General features: G+C 61.3%; 19 protein-coding genes. 7 read left to right on the top strand and 12 right to left on the bottom strand.

The features are described 5' to 3' along the window. Positions 1-35 precede the first annotated feature (35 nt). Both uraD and puuE read right to left on the bottom strand, forming a co-directional pair. A complete protein-coding gene (uraD, locus tag FIV38_RS10580) occupies positions 36-551 on the bottom strand; it encodes a 2-oxo-4-hydroxy-4-carboxy-5-ureidoimidazoline decarboxylase (protein ID WP_029300384.1) in 516 nt (171 codons plus the stop codon). Continuing rightward, positions 548-1,474, bottom strand: coding sequence for an allantoinase PuuE (gene puuE / locus FIV38_RS10575; protein ID WP_029300381.1), 927 nt, complete (start codon positions 1,472-1,474; stop codon positions 548-550). Before puuE ends, uraD begins: the two co-directional genes overlap by 4 nt. A 419-nt stretch (positions 1,475-1,893) precedes the next feature. Here puuE and uraH point away from each other — a divergent pair, with 419 nt between their 5' ends. After that, positions 1,894-2,247 carry a hydroxyisourate hydrolase gene (gene uraH, locus FIV38_RS10570; protein WP_092235056.1) on the top strand — a complete coding sequence of 118 codons (354 nt, stop codon included), beginning with the start codon at positions 1,894-1,896 and terminating at the stop codon, positions 2,245-2,247. A gap of 225 nt (positions 2,248-2,472) precedes the next feature. Here uraH and FIV38_RS10565 read toward each other — a convergent pair whose 3' ends face one another. From FIV38_RS10565 to FIV38_RS10555, 3 genes are all read right to left on the bottom strand, one after another. Next, positions 2,473-3,099, bottom strand: a complete 627-nt coding sequence (locus tag FIV38_RS10565; protein WP_032863245.1) for a LysE family translocator — start codon at positions 3,097-3,099, stop codon at positions 2,473-2,475. Positions 3,100-3,162: 63 nt separating this feature from the next. Then, on the bottom strand, positions 3,163-4,494 hold the full coding sequence (locus FIV38_RS10560; protein ID WP_235861068.1) for an NCS2 family permease: 1,332 nt from the start codon (positions 4,492-4,494) through the stop codon (positions 3,163-3,165). 222 nt (positions 4,495-4,716) lie between these two features. Then, the gene (locus FIV38_RS10555) at positions 4,717-5,148 is read right to left on the bottom strand and encodes a MarR family winged helix-turn-helix transcriptional regulator (RefSeq protein ID WP_029300375.1); all 432 of its coding nucleotides are present in this window, start codon (positions 5,146-5,148) and stop codon (positions 4,717-4,719) included. An 82-nt stretch (positions 5,149-5,230) separates the two neighbouring features. On the opposite strand from FIV38_RS10555, the gene FIV38_RS10550 reads away from it, so the two are divergent. Both FIV38_RS10550 and FIV38_RS10545 read left to right on the top strand, forming a co-directional pair. Continuing rightward, positions 5,231-6,397 (top strand): aminotransferase-like domain-containing protein, encoded by a 1,167-nt coding sequence (locus tag FIV38_RS10550; RefSeq protein ID WP_092235062.1) that lies wholly within the window; start codon positions 5,231-5,233, stop codon positions 6,395-6,397. A gap of 10 nt (positions 6,398-6,407) precedes the next feature. After that, complete coding sequence (locus FIV38_RS10545; RefSeq protein WP_070995352.1) at positions 6,408-7,010, top strand: glutathione S-transferase family protein; 603 nt, start codon at positions 6,408-6,410, stop codon at positions 7,008-7,010. Between the two features lie 122 nt (positions 7,011-7,132). Here the strand turns inward: FIV38_RS10545 and FIV38_RS10540 are convergent, their stop codons facing one another. From FIV38_RS10540 to FIV38_RS10520, 5 genes are all read right to left on the bottom strand, one after another. Beyond that, complete coding sequence (locus FIV38_RS10540) at positions 7,133-7,504, bottom strand: glutathione S-transferase N-terminal domain-containing protein (protein WP_092235065.1); 372 nt, start codon at positions 7,502-7,504, stop codon at positions 7,133-7,135. Between the two features lie 102 nt (positions 7,505-7,606). Next, positions 7,607-8,152 (bottom strand): GTP cyclohydrolase I FolE, encoded by a 546-nt coding sequence (folE, locus tag FIV38_RS10535; protein ID WP_029300367.1) that lies wholly within the window; start codon positions 8,150-8,152, stop codon positions 7,607-7,609. A gap of 320 nt (positions 8,153-8,472) precedes the next feature. After that, the gene (locus tag FIV38_RS10530; RefSeq protein ID WP_029300365.1) at positions 8,473-9,030 is read right to left on the bottom strand and encodes a Smr/MutS family protein; all 558 of its coding nucleotides are present in this window, start codon (positions 9,028-9,030) and stop codon (positions 8,473-8,475) included. Between the two features lie 76 nt (positions 9,031-9,106). Continuing rightward, entirely contained in the window at positions 9,107-9,427 is a 321-nt protein-coding gene (locus FIV38_RS10525) for a hypothetical protein (protein WP_029300363.1), read from the bottom strand. A 147-nt stretch (positions 9,428-9,574) separates the two neighbouring features. Further along, positions 9,575-10,165: a cysteine hydrolase family protein gene (locus tag FIV38_RS10520; RefSeq protein WP_029300361.1), complete on the bottom strand. Its 591-nt coding sequence runs from the start codon at positions 10,163-10,165 to the stop codon at positions 9,575-9,577. Positions 10,166-10,403: 238 nt separating this feature from the next. Here FIV38_RS10520 and prmB point away from each other — a divergent pair, with 238 nt between their 5' ends. Beyond that, positions 10,404-11,312, top strand: coding sequence for a 50S ribosomal protein L3 N(5)-glutamine methyltransferase (gene prmB / locus FIV38_RS10515; protein ID WP_029300359.1), 909 nt, complete (start codon positions 10,404-10,406; stop codon positions 11,310-11,312). 284 nt (positions 11,313-11,596) lie between these two features. On the opposite strand, the gene FIV38_RS10510 is transcribed toward prmB, so the two are convergent. Then, positions 11,597-12,400 (bottom strand): hypothetical protein, encoded by an 804-nt coding sequence (locus FIV38_RS10510; protein ID WP_029300357.1) that lies wholly within the window; start codon positions 12,398-12,400, stop codon positions 11,597-11,599. 100 nt (positions 12,401-12,500) lie between these two features. Then, complete coding sequence (locus FIV38_RS10505) at positions 12,501-13,463, bottom strand: alpha/beta hydrolase (protein ID WP_092235068.1); 963 nt, start codon at positions 13,461-13,463, stop codon at positions 12,501-12,503. A gap of 142 nt (positions 13,464-13,605) precedes the next feature. Here FIV38_RS10505 and aroC point away from each other — a divergent pair, with 142 nt between their 5' ends. From aroC to FIV38_RS10490, 3 genes are read left to right on the top strand one after another with little or no spacing between them, the layout of a single operon-like run. After that, complete coding sequence (aroC, locus tag FIV38_RS10500) at positions 13,606-14,697, top strand: chorismate synthase (RefSeq protein ID WP_029300353.1); 1,092 nt, start codon at positions 13,606-13,608, stop codon at positions 14,695-14,697. A gap of 10 nt (positions 14,698-14,707) precedes the next feature. After that, on the top strand, positions 14,708-15,856 hold the full coding sequence (locus FIV38_RS10495) for an MFS transporter (RefSeq protein ID WP_092235069.1): 1,149 nt from the start codon (positions 14,708-14,710) through the stop codon (positions 15,854-15,856). A 46-nt stretch (positions 15,857-15,902) separates the two neighbouring features. After that, positions 15,903-16,448, top strand: a complete 546-nt coding sequence (locus FIV38_RS10490) for a 1,2-dihydroxy-3-keto-5-methylthiopentene dioxygenase (protein WP_029300349.1) — start codon at positions 15,903-15,905, stop codon at positions 16,446-16,448. Positions 16,449-16,502: the final 54 nt, after the last annotated feature.

Genomic DNA, 16,502 nt, shown 5'->3' with positions numbered 1-16,502 from the left:
TGTCTGCCTTAGATAGAGTGGCTGGGGATGGTCGTTTAGAGGGTCAATAAACGGAACAACGCGATCTTGTTGATCTCTGCCAGTGCGCACTTGAACTCGGTCTCGACCGGGTTATGGATGCGCGTTTCAAACGCGGCGAGGATCTGATGCCGGTTGCTGCCTTTTACCGCCATGATGAAGGGAAACTTGAACTTGGCCTTGTAGGCGTCGTTCAGCTCGGTGAAGCGCGAAAACTCGTCGCTCGAGCATTGGTGGATACCGGCGCCAGCTTGTTCATGGGTGCTGGCTTCGGTCAGTTGGCCCTGGACGGCAGCTTTGCCAGCCAGGTCCGGGTGAGCGTTGATCAGGGCCAGTTGCCTGGTGTGATCGGCGCTCAATAGGATATCGCTCATGCGCTGGTGCAGAGTTTCGATCTCATCGATCGAGGCGTCCTGGCCCAGGTCGAAGGCCTTTTCGGCCACCCATGGCGAGTGTTCATAGATATCGGCGAAGGCTGCGACAAATTCGTCGCGGCTGAGGGCCGATGGTTTCAAGGTTTGGAAAGCAGTCATTTGGCGGCTCCCTGGAAAGGGTGTACGTCATGCCAGTGGCGGGCAATGTCGACGCGGCGGGTGAACCACACCTGGTCATGGCCCTTGGCGTATTCGATAAAGCGCTTGAGTGCGGCCAGGCGCGCCGGGCGGCCGATCAGGCGGCAATGCAGGCCGATGGACAGCATCTTCGGCGCCTCGGCACCTTCGGCATACAGCACATCGAACGCGTCCTTGAGGTACTCGAAAAAGTCGTCGCCCTTGTTGAAACCCTGGACCTGGGTGAAGCGCATGTCATTAGTGTCCAGGGTGTAGGGGATCACCAGGTGCGCCTTGCCGGTCGGGTTGTTCGGTTCCCAGTAGGGCAGGTCGTCGTCGTAGGTGTCGCAGTCATACAGGAAGCCACCTTCTTCCATCACCAGCCGCCGCGTATTCGGGCCGGTGCGCCCGGTGTACCAGCCCAGTGGGCGCTCGCCGGTCAGCTCGGTAAGGATGCGGATGGCTTCGAGCATATGCTCGCGCTCCTGGGCCTCATCCATGTACTGGTAGTCGATCCAGCGGTAGCCGTGGCTGCAAATCTCGTGACCGGCGGCGACCATCGCACGGATTACATCGGGGTGACGCTGGGCGGCCATGGCCACGGCGAAGATGGTCAGCGGAATGTCGAATTCCTTGAACAGCTTGAGGATGCGCCACACGCCTGCACGGCTGCCGTATTCGTACAGCGACTCCATGCTCATGTTGCGCGCGCCTTGCAGCGGCTGGGCCGAGACCATTTCCGAGAGGAAGGCTTCCGACTCTTTGTCGCCGTGCAGGATATTGCGCTCACCGCCTTCTTCGTAATTGAGTACGAACGACAGGGCGATACGCGCCTTGCCCGGCCAGTGAGGGTGCGGTGGGTTACTGCCGTAACCGATCAGGTCGCGTGGGTAGTCAGCGCTCACTGCAGTCTTCCTTCTTGTTCGTGATCGATGGTGTGGCGGCCGTTGCGTCACAGCGATGGGCTGATTGTATACAACTTAATGGTCACTTTGTAAGCCTGTATTTCTGCATTTTTTCCAAGTGGTCGTGCCGGCCTATCCTTGCAAGAAACTTGCCAGAACGGTCAACTAAATCTGAAAAAACTGCGGCACCGCTTTAATGTAGGAGCGGGCTTGCCGGCGATAACGATCTTCCTGTAACCGCACTGCTCGCAGATACACCGTCATCGCCGGCAAGCCGGCGTCCATTGGGGAAGAGGGGGGTTGTTGAATTTATTGTGTACAATTTTTTTGAAAAGTGTCTTAATCAGCCATCGCCGGCTTTTTCAATGCCCCACAAAGGTGCGGCCTCTTATTAATCGATGACACGGGAGCTCCAATCCATGGGACGACTGACCACACACGTACTGGACGCCGCCCACGGCTGCCCAGGCAGCGCCATCAAGGTTGAACTGTACCGCGTCGAAGGCGCCCAACTGGAGCTGGTCGCCAGCGCCCTGACCAACAGCGACGGCCGTTGCGACGCACCGCTGCTGCAAGGTGACGACTACCGCAGTGGGGTCTACCAGTTGCAGTTCAGTGCCGGGGATTACTACCGCGCCCGTGGTGTGCAACTGCCGGAACCGGCGTTTCTCGATGTGGTAGTGCTGCGTTTTGGCATCAGTGCCGAACAGGATCACTACCATGTGCCGCTGCTGATTTCGCCCTACAGCTACTCCACTTATCGCGGTAGCTGAGTCGTCGCCTCGCTTCACACCCCCAAATGCTCTTCGTTGGTTTCGCCCGCTCACACTGCGGGCTTTTTTTTGCCCGCTCTGTAGGAGCGAGCTTGACTCCGGGCGGCGCTCCGACGAAAAACGTCAACGATAACGCGTGTTGTCTGGCTACACGCGGCGCTCTCAAGTTCTTCGTCGGAGCGCCGCCCGGAGACAAGCTCGCTCCTACACGGCGTCAGGAAGCCACTAGCCCCTGAGCAGCGATGCCGCCCCGGCGCTGCCAAACAGCCCGGCACTGAAGCGGTTGAACCAGCTCTGGCCCTTGCCGGTGCGCAGGTAGCGCGCGGCGCCGTGGGCACCCAGGCCGTAGGCCAGCTTGCATAGCAGGTCAAGCACGGTCCAGGTGGCGATCATGATCAGCAGTTGCGGCAGAAACGGCTGCTGGCTGCTGAGAAACTGCGGCAGGAAGGCGGCGAAAAACAGAATGTCCTTGGGGTTGCTGGCGCCCAGCACAAAAGCCCGGCCAAACAGTGCACGAAAACGCGGCACGGGGGCTGCGTCCGGCACCACGGCGCCCTGGGACGGCAGGCGCGATTGCTGCCAGCTCTGCCACGCGAGGTAGAACAGATACAGCGCACCGACGATCTTCAAGGCGCTGAACAACTGCTCCGACGCCAGCAACAAGGCCCCCAGGCCCAGGGCCGAGGCGCTCAACAGGCAGATCGAGGCAAACACCCCGCCAAGAAACGCCGGGTACGAACGGCGCAGGCCGTAGTTCAGGCTGTTGCTGATCATCAGCAGCGACAGCGGCCCCGGAATCAGGATCACGATCAAAGCAGCGCCGCTGAACAGCAGCCAGGTTTCCACGCTCATTACATTCCTCCATACATGCAAAAGCCCCACCCAAGGGTGAGGCGGTTTTCGCCGGCTTCCGAGTTACAGGAAGATAAACTTGGCGATGAAAATCGCGCACAGCACCCACAGACTGATGGAAATCTGCTTGTACTTGCCCGTGCCGGCCTTGAGGGCCACGTAAGTGATAAAGCCCAGCGCGATGCCGTCGGCGACCGAGAAGGTCAGGGGCATCATGATTGCCGTGACAATCGCCGGAATGCTGTCGGTGGCGTCGTCCCATTCGATATGGGCCATGCCGCTCATCATCAGCATCGCCACATAAATCAGCGCACCGGCCGTGGCATACGCAGGAATCATGCCTGCCAGCGGGGCGAAAAACATCGCCGCTACAAACAGCACGCCCACGGTCACGGCCGTAAGCCCGGTGCGCCCACCGGCCGCCACGCCCGCGGCGCTTTCCACATAACTGGTCACGGGCGGTACACCGACCACTGCGCCAAACACGCTCGAAGCACTGTCGGCTTTCAAGGCCCGCGACAGGTTCTCGATCTTGCCGTCGGCATTGACCAGGCCCGCCCGCTGGGCAACGCCCATCAGGGTGCCGGCGGTGTCGAACATGTGCACAAACAGGAAGGCGAATACCACACTGATCATGCTGACGTTGAACACGCCCATCACGTCCATCGCCATCCAGGTCGGCGCCAGGCTCGGCGGGGCGGCGACGATGCCCTGGTACTGCACCAGGCCCTGGCCCCAGCCGGCCAGGGTGACCGCAATGATGCTGATCAAGATTGCGCCGAATACCCTGTGGTAACTGAGGATCGCGATCAGCAGGAAGCACACGGCCGCCAACAGCGGGGCCGGTTCATGCAGGGAGCCGAGCTTGATCAGGGTGGCGGGGCTGGCCACGATGATGCCGGCGGTTTTCAGGCCGATCACCCCCAGGAATAGACCCACCCCGGCGCCCATGGCGTGGCGCAGGCTTACCGGAATGCTGTTGAGCAGCCATTCGCGGATGCGCGACAGCGTCAGGATCATGAACAGCACGCCGGAGATAAACACCGCACCCAGCGCGGTCTCCCAGGTGTAGCCCATGGTGCCGACCACGGTGTAGGTAAAGAACGCATTCAAACCCATGCCCGGCGCCAGGCCTACAGGCCAGTTGGCGTACAGGCCCATCAACAGGCAGCCGAGGGCTGCGGCGATGCACGTCGCGACAAAGGCGGCGCCGTGGTCGATGCCCGCGTCGGCCATGATGTTGGGGTTGACGAAGATGATGTAGGCCATGGTGATAAACGTCGTGAGGCCGGCGATCAATTCGGTCTTCACTGTGGTGCCATGCAAGCTGAGTTTGAACAGGCGTTCCAGCCAGCCCTGCTTTGCGGTCGAAAGGTGGGGCGGACTGAGGTCCAGGGTCGGGGCGTCGGATTTATGGCTTTCCACAGCAAGTACTCCTCAAGAGTTTTATTGTTATTTCCAGCACCGGACACTGGGGTGGGCAGCGGTGCTTTGAGGTACCAGCGGGCTTTGTTGACCATTAGGTCAGGAACTCGCACGAAGCGAATTATGCTTTTGTATACAAAGAAAGCAAATAATGTTTGCGATTATGTGTGCAAAAAAGATGAAAGGCCAATTTCAAGGCAGGGTCAGGGCCTTGTTCACTGCCAGCCAACCCATCACCGCCTCTTCACCGGCCTCGGCGAAGGCGTGCTGCAGCAGCTTGACTTGTTCGCGGCGCAAGGACTGTTCGAAGCGCTGGCCTTCTTCGGTCAAGTGCAACAGGCGCTTACGTTTGTCAGCGTCCGAGGCAACGCTGTCGACCAGCTGCATTTCCTGCAATTGGCGCAGCGGCATATTCAGCGCCTGCTTGCTCACCCCCAACAGCTCCAGCAGTTGCTTGACGCTCAAGGCGGGGTAGCGGGCGATAAAAAACACGATGCGCTGATGCACCCGGCTCAAGCCGCGACGCTCCAGCATTGCATCGGCCTTGGCGGTAAAGGCCTGGTAGCCGAAGAAGAACGCTTCCATGGCGGCTTGCTGCGAAGTCTGGTTTTTAAGGTCAAGCATATTGACGTATCTGCCTTGGGCGTCGTAATTTCGGTCAACCAGTTTGACGTATTTTCCCCAGGCTTTGCTACCGGTGACCCCTATGGCTTTCTCTGAACGTGTTTCGCGCCTTAAAAGCTCCTTGATCCGTGAGATCCTCGCGGCGGCCCAGCGCCCGCAGGTGATGTCATTTGCCGGTGGCCTGCCCGCCGAAGCCATGTTGCCTGCGCTGGATTGGCAAGGCATGCCGCCGGCCATGGGCCAATACGGCATGAGCGAGGGCGAGCCGCAATTGCGCGAGTTGCTGGCCGCCGAGGCGCGGTCGCTGGGGGTGGCTTGCGAGGCCAGCCAGGTCCTGGTGGTCAGTGGTTCGCAGCAAACCCTGGACCTGGCGGCCAAGTTGTACATCGACCAAGGCACGCAAATCCTGCTGGAAGGCCCGACCTACCTGGCCGCCCTGCAGATCTTCCAACTGTTCGGCGCCGATTGCCTGACCGTGGAGCTGGAAGCCGACGGCCCGGACCTGACGGCGCTGCGCAGCAACCTGGAACGCCATCGCCCGGCGTTCATCTACCTGATCCCTACCTTCCAGAACCCGTCGGCGGTGCGCTACAGCGAAGCCAAGCGCGATGCCGTGGCGGCGCTGCTCGATGAATTCGGCGTGACCCTGATCGAAGACGAGCCGTACCGTGAGCTGACCTTTGATGGCGGCAGCGCCCGGCCGATTGTCAGCCGCTTGCGCAAGGCCAGTTGGATCTACACCGGCACCGTCTCGAAAACCCTGCTCCCGGGCCTGCGGGTCGGCTACCTGATCGCCAGCCCCGACCTGTTCCCGCACCTGCTCAAGCTCAAGCAGTCGGCGGACCTGCACACCAACCGCGTCGGCCAATGGCAGGCCATGCAGTGGATCGGCACCGAGCGCTACCAGCAGCACCTGGTGCAACTGCGCAGTTTTTACCGTGAGCGTCGTGATGGGTTCCAGGCGGCATTGACGCGCCACTTCGAGGAACTGGCCGACTGGCAAGTGCCCCAGGGTGGATTATTCTTCTGGCTGACCTTGAAACAGCCCCTGGATACCCGCACCTTGTTGGCACCAGCGCTCGACCAGGACGTGGCGTTCATGCCCGGTGAACCGTTCTTTTCCGAGCCGGACCAGCACCACGGGCACCTGCGGCTCAATTTCAGCCACATCGACCCGGTACGCCTGGACGAAGGTCTCAAGCGTCTCGCGGCGGTGATCCGTCAAGCACAGCGCGCGCAAGCGGCATAAGGGGAGCTTCATGTACAAGGTTTATGGCGATTACCGTTCGGGCAACTGCTACAAGGTCAAGTTGATGCTCAACCTGCTTGGCATCGCGTATGAGTGGGTCAATGTCGACATCTTGAACGGCGACACCCAGACCGCCGAGTTCCTGGCGAAGAACCCCAACGGCAAGATCCCGGTACTGGAACTCGAAGACGGCACCTGCCTGTGGGAGTCCAACGCGATCCTCAACTTCCTCGCCGACGGCAGCGAGTTCCTGCCCACCGAACCGCGCCTGCGCACCCAGGTGTTGCAGTGGCAGTTTTTCGAACAATACAGCCATGAGCCGTACATCGCGGTGGCGCGGTTTATCCAGTTTTACCTGGGGCTGCCGGACGATCGGCTGGAGGAGTACAAGACTACCCATAAAGGCGGCTACAAGGCCTTGAGGGTTATGGAGAAACAGCTGCAGGCCACGCCCTACCTGGTGGGCGATCAATACTCGATTGCCGATATTGCGCTGTATGCCTACACCCATGTGGCCCATGAAGGTGGTTTTGACCTGAGCCCCTATCCGGCCGTGCAAGCCTGGCTTGCACGCGTGGCCAGCCATCCCCGGCACGTGCCGATGCTCGACTGATAGGCGCGACCTAAATGTGGGAGCGGGCTTGCTCGCGAAAGCGTAGGGTCAGTTGATGAATAATTGACTGACACACCGCATTCGCGAGCAAGCCCGCTCCCACATTTTGACCGCGTTGTTTGTCAGATCGCGGCGAAGCGCTTGTCCAGGTAGTCGATGATCACTTTGGAGTCATACATCCAGGTGGTCTGGCCGTTTTCTTCGATACGCAGGCACGGCACCTTGATCTTGCCGCCTTGGGTAAGCAGGGTCTGGCGGTCCTGCTCGTTGTTCTTCGCGTCCTTGAGCGCCACCGGTACATTCAGGCGGTGCAGGGTACGGCGGGTCTTCACGCAGAACGGGCAGGCGTGGAATTGGTAGAGGGTCAGGCCCTTGGCCGATTCATTGACCTGTGCCTGTTGCTCGGCAGGGCGCTGTTTTTTGCGTGGGCGAGTAAGGAAGTCGCCCGCGATGATGACGTGGCCGAGGCCCACTCGAAGTGCTTTGACGAACATGGCTGAAACCTCTTGCCCATGACAGAAGGGGCCGCAGCTTACCTGATTTCCACAGGCGAAAAAAAACCGGCGATGAATGCCGGTTTTTTCTTACGCAGCCTGTTACTTGATCAGGCTGAGAAACTCGCTGCGGGTTGCCGCGTTTTCGCGGAACTCACCCAGCATCACCGAGGTGATCATCGACGAATTCTGCTTCTCCACACCGCGCATCATCATGCACATGTGCTTGGCCTCGATCACCACGGCAACACCCAGGGCACCGGTCACCTGCTGGACCGCTTCGGCGATCTGGCGGCTGAGGTTTTCCTGGATCTGCAGGCGGCGGGCATACATATCGACGATCCGCGCGACCTTCGACAGGCCCAGGACCTTGCCGCTGGGGATATAGGCGACATGGGCCTTGCCGATGAACGGCAGCAGGTGGTGCTCGCACAGCGAGTACAACTCGATGTCCTTGACCAGCACCATTTCGCTGTTGTCGGAGCTGAACAGGGCACCGTTGGTGACCTCTTCCAGTGTTTGCTCATAGCCGCGGCATAGGTACTGCATGGCCTTGGCGGCACGTTTTGGCGTGTCGAGCAGGCCCTCGCGGGAAACGTCCTCGCCGATTTGGCCGAGGATTGCGGTGTAGTTTTGTTCCAATGTCACAGGACTGTTTCCGTATGGGTTTCAGAACGGTACGGTGTATGCCTGTACCAATGTGAAGCGGTACGCCAGCGAGCGGTCGTGCAGCGTCGCCAGTGATTGGCGCACATAGTAGCGTAGGTATGCCGAGAGGTGTAATTCCCTGGAATGCAGGGTTTGCATTCGTGGCGAGGGGGCTCGTCCCCCGGTGGGCTGCGAAGCGGCCCCAAAACCTGGCGCCTCGGTGTATCTGATAAAGCGCAGTGGGCCTTATAGATTGGCGCTGCTTCGCAGCACAGCGGGGGACGAGCCCCCTCGCCACAGATGAACCTTTCCCAGGTCATTCACTCGTCACGCCCTTCAAGCATCGTGCGCTTGAGCATCACATACACCGCACCGGCGCCACCATGGCGCGGTTGGCAGGAGGTGAACCCGAGCACTTGGGCATGTTGGCGCAGCCAGGTATTGACGTGACTCTTGATCATCGGGCGCTTGCCGTCCAGGCGCACGGCCTTGCCGTGGGTCACGCGTACGCAGCGGATCTCGAACTTGGTGGCTTCGGCAAGGAACGCCCAGAGGGTTTCCCTGGCCTTTTCCACCGTCATGCCGTGCAGGTCGAGGCTGCCTTCGAAGGGGATCTGCCCGGCCTTGAGCTTGCGCACCTGGCTTTCCTGGACCCCGTCGCGGGACCACATCAACTCGTCCTCGGGGCCGACGTCAATCACGAACTGGTCCGATAGGCCGTCCACCGTGGTGGCATCCGTGCGCACCGTGGCCGACTGGCGCAGCTTGGCGATCTGCGCGCGGTCGGTCTTGGGTTTGCCGGTATCGGCGCGATCGTGCTTGATCGGCTTGACGCCGCGCAGCTCGTTCTTGAATAGGGAAAAATCGTCGTCTTGCATGTCAGCCTCCGCGCGGGGCGGGCAGTTTACCCAAATCGAGGCGGTTGATGCGGGACAAAACGCTATCAGTGTTCCCTCAATCGTGCTTTTTCATCAGGTGCGAGGCGATATTCAGCGACAGTGGCTGGCGCATACGGCGCCGGCAACGGCGCCACAGCCAGACGCCCAGCCACAGGATCAACAGCCCGCTGACCAACAGCACCGCCGCGCCACCCGGGCTGGCATTGAGTTCGCCCAGCGCGGGCGAATGACCGAACAGACCGGCAGCACCGGCCAACGAAAGCAGCAAGCCACACAACGCCAGCAGCGCGGCAAATGCCACGCCCAGGCGCAGACGCCAGTTGCTCGGGCCCTTGGGGCGCAAGCGACGAGCGTCAAAACCATCGGATATCTTCATTCCGACCTTTCCTCCAGGGTATCGGCCCTTCGACCGGAAGTTAAACAACTTGTTCCGGGCTGGGAGGCAATTGCGGTAAATGACAGGCTTTAGCGGATGAGCGGGGCCTTTGCGGTGGCCGCGCCGCTCATCGACAGGGCGACCAGATCAGATCAGATCTTGGGTCAGGGCCAGAGTGGCGAAGTTGTCGGCCATGATGGCCATTTCTGTCTGCTGTACATGCTCGGCGCTGAGGATGCCGCCTTTGTAAGGCAGGTCGCGGGTCGCGCAGGCGTCTTCGACCAGGGTGCAGCGAAAGCCCAGGTTCTTTGCCGCACGCACGGTGGTGCTGACACTGGAGTGGCTCATGAAACCGCAGACGATCAAGTCCAGGGAGCCGAGCTCCTGCAGGGTTTTTTCCAGGAGCGTGCCATGGAAAGCGCTGGGCAGCAGCTTGCCGATGATGGTTTCGTCGTCTTGTGGCTCCAGGCCGGGAATAAACTCGCCGCGCTCGCCCTGAGGGTCGAACAGGCCACCAACGGTGCCCAGGTGACGCACATGCACGATGGGCCGCCCGGCCTTGCGTGCGGCAGCGCTCAGTTGCTTGATGTTTTCTACTGCGGCGTCCATGCCCGACAGGGCGAGCGGGCCGCTCAAGTATTCTTTCTGGGCATCGATGATCACAAGGGTCGCGTGGCTCAAATTGGCCGGTGCGTAACCGCGACCGCTGAGTTGAAACATCGTCTTTGGAACGGACATTCTGGGGCTCCTGTGAGTGGGGCTTTTGCGACATTGTCCTCTGGCTGAGCGGTTCTGTGAATCGCTACTAACGTAAGGTGCGCCGTTGTTGGCCTACAGCCCTGTCAAGAGGGGCTGCTGTGTAACAGAAAAACCTTGAATCAGGTTGGATCTGACGTTTTGCAAAGGTTTTTCATACATCGTCCGTACAGCTTAAGGCTGTTAGAATTGCCAGTCGTTTTTTCCTGGAGCTTGCCCCGTGATCACTTCCCGCCTGCGCACCTTGCGCGACCATATCCGTTGGGCTGTCAGCCGTTTCCATGGGGAAGACCTGTTTTTTGGCCATGGTACCGACAATGCATGGGATGAAGCCCGGCAATTGGTGTTGGGTGCGCTGCACCTGCCTTGGGAAATTGCCGACAGCTACCTGGATTGCAACCTCGAAGAAGAAGAGATTTCCCACGTACAGCGCCTGCTGCATCGCCGTATCCACGAGCGCGTGCCCACCGCCTACCTGTTGAAAGAAGCCTGGTTCTGCGGCATGTCGTTTATCGTCGACGAGCGCGTGTTGATCCCGCGCTCACCGATTGGCGAGCTGATCGAAAACCGCTTCGAGCCCTGGCTGGCCCAGCCGCCGGCGCGCATCCTCGACCTGTGCACCGGCTCCGGTTGCATCGGTATTGCCTGCGCCTACGAGTTCCAAGAGGCCGAGGTGGTGCTGGGGGACTTGTCCTTCGAAGCGCTGGAAGTGGCTAACCAGAACATCGAGCGCCATGGTGCCGACGAGCGCGTGTACACCGTGCAGGGTGATGGTTTCGACGGTTTGCCCGGCCAGCGCTTTGACCTGATTGTGTCCAACCCGCCGTATGTCGATGCTGAAGACTTTGCCGACATGCCCGATGAATACCAGCACGAACCCGAACTGGGCCTGGCCTGCGGTGACGACGGCTTGAACCTGGTGCGCCGGATGTTGGCCGAAGCGGCCGATCATCTGACCGAGAAGGGCTTGTTGATTGTCGAGGTGGGCAACAGCCAGGTGCACGTTGAAGCGCTGTACCCGGAAGTGGATTTTGCCTGGCTGGAATTCCAGAACGGTGGCCATGGCGTGTTCATGCTCACGGCGGAGCAGTGCCGGGCGCATCAGGCGGTGTTTGCCGCCAGGGTCTAGCCCGGGCCATGTAGGAGCTGGCTTGCCTGCGATGGCCTTCAGAAACTGACGAACTGCCTCCCCGTGGCGAGCGGGCTTGCCCCGCGCTGGGCTGCAAAGCAGCCCCAAAACCGGCCTCCACGGTGTATCTGATGCGGCACATACGGCTTATTGGGGCTGCTTCGCAGCCCAGCGCGGGGCAAGCCCGCTCGCCACGGGGGAGTTCTTCGGTGTCTGAACGTTATGTAGATGCCATCGCAGGCAAGCCAGCTCCCACATTTGGTGTGGTCAGTTAAAGCGTGTTGTCAGCGGTGCGTCGCAATCCAGATCAACAGCCCCGCCTGGAACACGGTAAACGCCACCAGGCAGGTGATGGTGAAGCGCAAGCCGCTGTCTTCGCGCTTGAACTTGATGACCTTTTCTTCTTCGTGGCGCAGTTTCACTTCCTGTTCCGCCAGGTTCTGCTCAGCCTGTTGCAGCATCTGCGCCGCTTCCAGGATTTCCACGAACTGCACCTTCTCGGTGTTCCAGCTGTCCAGCACTTCGCTGACCTTGCCCGGCTGCACGTGCCCTTTGAGGTGCTGCACATCGGCGTAAGCCACATCAAAACCCTGGATCCGCAAAAAGTGATCGCGGCGCAGGCGGGTGGCTTCGTTCAGCGCGTCTTTGTTTGCCAGGTCCACACCGTCGACGCGATAGTGCGACCACTTCTTCTTCGCCCACGCGGCGCCCTGGGCCACCAGGAAACGACCGAGGCCACGGTTGGCCGGCTCGATTTCCAGGCTGTTGCCCGGGCCAAAATGCACGCGGTGGGTGGCGTGGTCGACCCACACATCCAGGTGATTCTGTTCGCGCCGCACCCGTTGGGCGGGCAATTGGATGACCATGCGCAGCAGGCTGTGGTCCTTGTTGTTGCGTTCGGCGTAGCCAAATTGCACAAAGCGCAATGGCCGGGCGCCGGTCGCGCGGTCAGTGGCCAAGGGCGCCAGGCGCAGCATCTTGAAGTGTTCGGCCTCAACCTCCGCCCACGGCAGAGCCGCCGCAGCCGCCGCTTCGGTTTCGGCGGTGCTCTCGGCGGGAGATTCCGGTACTGCTTCGGTGTTCGTCATTCGGCGCGATCCTGTCCAAGCCCAGCGAGTCGACAGTCTTTTTGCTGTCGACCCTGTGCTTATCGGCCGTTTTCTCCAGGACTGGAGGGTAAATAGTGGGTTATCGGGGGCGAAGTCCGTCGATAAAGCTCACCAGGCGCCTGCCCAACGCGTCGGCGAGGGGCAATTGTGGGTTGTTGTAGGAGCTCAACTGTTGTTTCACATCGTTGGGTACGATGCGCATGACGTGGTTCATGCCGGGAATCACCGCCAGCTCGGCGTCGGGTTTGGCCTGCTTGAGCTTTTCGGCATCGGCCACTCCCACTTGCAGGTCGGTGGTGCCCTGGACAATCAGGGCCGGCATGTTCAGGCGAGCGAATGCCGCCGCAGGATCTGCGCGAAACAGACTGATCAGATAAGGCTGCACGCTGGGGCGGAAAATACCCTGCAGTGGGTCGGGCACATCGGCATCGACCTGGCCGGCCTTGAGTCGGTCGAGGATCTGGTTACTGCGCAGCAGCAGGGCCGGTGGCAGGTGATCGGCCAGTTGCTGGCGAATCACCTGGTCCACTGGGCGGGCACTGCCGGACAGGGAAATCACCCCGGCGGGGTCGAGCTCAGGGGCGGCCAGGGCTGCGACCAAGGCGCCTTCACTGTGGCCCAGCACTATCAGGGGCCCGAAACGCGGATCGGCCTTGAGGGATTTGCCCCAGGCCACCGCGTCGGCGACATAGGCATCCAGCGTCAGGTTGCGTTCATCGGGCGTGGCCTTGAGGCTGGCGGCCACGCCGCGCTTGTCGTAGCGCACGCTGGCAATGTTGTGGCGGGCCAGGACCCAGGCCAGGCGTTTGAGGCTGTCGTTGCGTGCCCCTTCGGCGCTGTTGCCGTTGCGATCGGTGGGGCCCGAGCCCGCAATGATCAGCACCACGGGCACGGGCTTGGCGGATTGCGGCAGCAGCAACGAGCCAAACAACTCGCCGCTGCCGGTGTCCAGGCTGATGGGGCGTTGCAGCACCACAGGGGCGGCGGCGTGGGCGGCGGTACAGATCAGGGTGAGGGTAAACAGTAAAACTCGCAGCATCATCGCGCCATCATGAGGAAGGTGCCGGTTGGACCAACGTCTACCGGGAAGGTTTCGAGGATGAACTACTGGGTGAGCCTGCGTATACTGGCGCGCTTAGTTATCACGGTTGAGTTGATTCAACTGATTTCACGGAGCGCTCTGCATGTCCGGCAATACCTACGGCAAGCTGTTCACTGTCACCACCGCAGGCGAAAGCCATGGTCCGGCGTTGGTCGCCATTGTCGACGGCTGCCCGCCCGGCCTTGAGCTGTCCCTGGACGACCTGCAGCGCGACCTCGACCGCCGCAAGCCCGGCACCAGCCGCCACACGACCCAGCGCCAGGAGCCCGACGAAGTCGAAATCCTCTCCGGCGTGTTCGAAGGCCGCACCACCGGGTGCGCCATCGGCCTGTTGATCCGCAACACCGACCAGAAGTCCAAGGACTATTCGGCGATCAAGGATCTGTTCCGCCCGGCCCACGCCGACTACACCTATCACCACAAGTACGGCGAGCGCGACTACCGCGGCGGTGGCCGCAGTTCGGCGCGGGAAACCGCGATGCGCGTAGCCGCCGGGGCCATCGCCAAGAAGTACCTGGCGACCCAGGGCATTGTGGTTCGTGGCTACATGAGCCAGTTGGGCCCGATCGAAATCCCGTTCAAGACCTGGGACAGCGTGCAAGACAACGCCTTCTTCAGCCCCGACCCGGACAAGGTGCCGGAACTGGAAGCCTATATGGACCAGTTGCGCCGTGACCAGGATTCGGTAGGCGCCAAGATCACCGTGGTCGCCGAAGGGGTGATGCCGGGCCTGGGCGAGCCGATCTTCGACCGCCTGGACGCTGAACTGGCCCATGCGCTGATGAGCATCAACGCGGTCAAGGGTGTGGAAATCGGCGCCGGTTTCGCCTGCGTTGCCCAGCGTGGCACCGAGCATCGCGATGAGCTGACCCCGCAAGGCTTTGTCAGCAACAACGCTGGCGGCATTCTTGGGGGCATCTCCTCCGGCCAGCCGATCGTGGCGCACCTGGCACTCAAGCCGACATCGAGCATTACCACGCCGGGGCGTTCCATCGATGTGCATGGCAACCCGGTGGACGTGATCACCAAGGGCCGCCATGACCCTTGCGTGGGCATCCGCGCCACGCCGATTGCCGAGGCAATGATGGCCATTGTGCTGATGGACCACCTGCTGCGCCACCGTGGGCAGAATGCCGATGTGCGTGTAAGTACCCCGGTGCTGGGCCAGCTGTGACGGTCTGACCGTGACAGCACTCCCGTACTGGCGACTCTCCAGCTTCTATCTGTTCTATTTCGCCCTGCTGGGGGCGACGGCGCCATTCCTGGCGCTGTATTTCCATCATCTGGGGTTCTCCAGCGCGCGCATTGGCGAGCTGGTAGCGATCCCGATGCTGATGCGCTGCGTGGCACCCAATATCTGGGGCTGGCTGGGGGACTACACCGGTCGGCGCCTGGCCATCGTGCGGGTTGGCGCGGTGTGCACGTTGCTGAGTTTTTCGCTGATCTTCGTCAGCCAGAGCTACGCCTGGCTGGCGCTGGTGATGGCCCTGCATGCGTTCTTCTGGCATGCGGTGCTGCCACAGTTCGAGGTCATCACCCTGGCGCATCTACGCGGCCAGACCTCACGCTACAGCCAGGTCCGCCTCTGGGGCTCGGTGGGTTTTATCCTCGCCGTCGTTGCCCTGGGGCGGCTGTTTGAAGCCCTGAGCCTGGACATCTACCCGGTGGCAATCGTGTTGATCATGGCCGGCATCATCGGTGCCAGTTGGTGGGTGCCCAATGCCCAGCCGACGTCCACCGGGGAGCGTGGGGCCGGCGACGGCTTCCTGCGGCAATTGCGCAGCACTGGTGTGCTGGCGTTCTATGCCTGCGTGGCCTTGATGCAAATGAGCCACGGCCCGTACTACACCTTTCTTACCCTGCACCTGGAAAGCCTCGGTTACAGCCGTGGTGTGATCGGTTTGTTGTGGGCCTTGGGCGTGGTGGCAGAAGTGTTGATGTTCATGGCCATGAGCCGGATTCTCACGCGCTTCTCGGTGCGCCGGGTGCTGGCGGCGAGTTTCCTGCTGGCGGCGTTGCGCTGGTTGTTGCTGGGTTCGTTCGCCGAGTTCCTGTGGGTGCTGCTATTTGCCCAATTGCTGCATGCCGCGACCTTTGGCAGCTTTCATGCGGCGGCCATCCAGTTTGTGCAGCGCAGCTTCGGTGCACGCCAGCAAGGCCAGGGCCAGGCCCTGTATGCGGCGCTGGCCGGCACCGGCGGCGCGCTGGGCGCCTTGTATTCCGGTTATAGCTGGAACCAACTGGGGCCGACCCTGACCTTCAGTATCGCCAGCCTCGCGGCCCTGGCCGCCGCGTTGCTCATGCTGCTGCGCTTGCCCGAGGAACGGCCGTGAGCCCGGCCCATCATCTGCAGACTCTTACCGCCCGAGGACCCCTTTTATGAGCATTCTCTTCGTTTATCACGTTGCCACCCCGGACACCCCGAACAAGGTCCTGACCCACGCTGACGACATTGCCTCGACCCTGGCCGAGCACGGCGTGGGCTTCGAGCGCTGGCAGGCCAACACCCGCGTCGAGGCCGGTGCCAGCGCGGCCGAGGTGACGGCGGCGTACCAGGGGCCCATCGACAGCTGGATGACCGCCCAGGGCTACGCGCACGTAGAGGTATTGAGTGTGAGCCGCGAGCATCCGCAAAAGGACGCCGTTGCTGCGGGTTTGCGCGATGAATATCGCCACGATGCCGATGAAATCCGCCTGTTCGCCGCCGGGCGAGGGCTGCTCGGCCTGCACATCGGCGATTACATCTTCACGGTACTCTGCGAAAAACACGACCTGCTGCGCATCCCGGCCGGCATACCGCGCTGGTTTGACTTGGGGGAAGAACCGCGTGTGGTTGCCATCAGCCTGTTCCAGACGGCCGCCGGGGCCGTGGCGCAAGTAACCGGCAGTGATATCGCCCAAGCGTTCCCCGGATTGGATGATTGATCCAAGTTCGCTTTTCACAAACTTATTCAATACTCCGAAGTTGGATAAGTTTGT

The organism is Pseudomonas proteolytica, from assembly GCF_007858275.1.
In the GTDB taxonomy this organism is placed as follows: domain Bacteria; phylum Pseudomonadota; class Gammaproteobacteria; order Pseudomonadales; family Pseudomonadaceae; genus Aquipseudomonas; species Aquipseudomonas proteolytica.
Note: the sequence above shows the minus strand (reverse complement) of the source record. Positions and strands in the feature narration are given on the sequence as shown.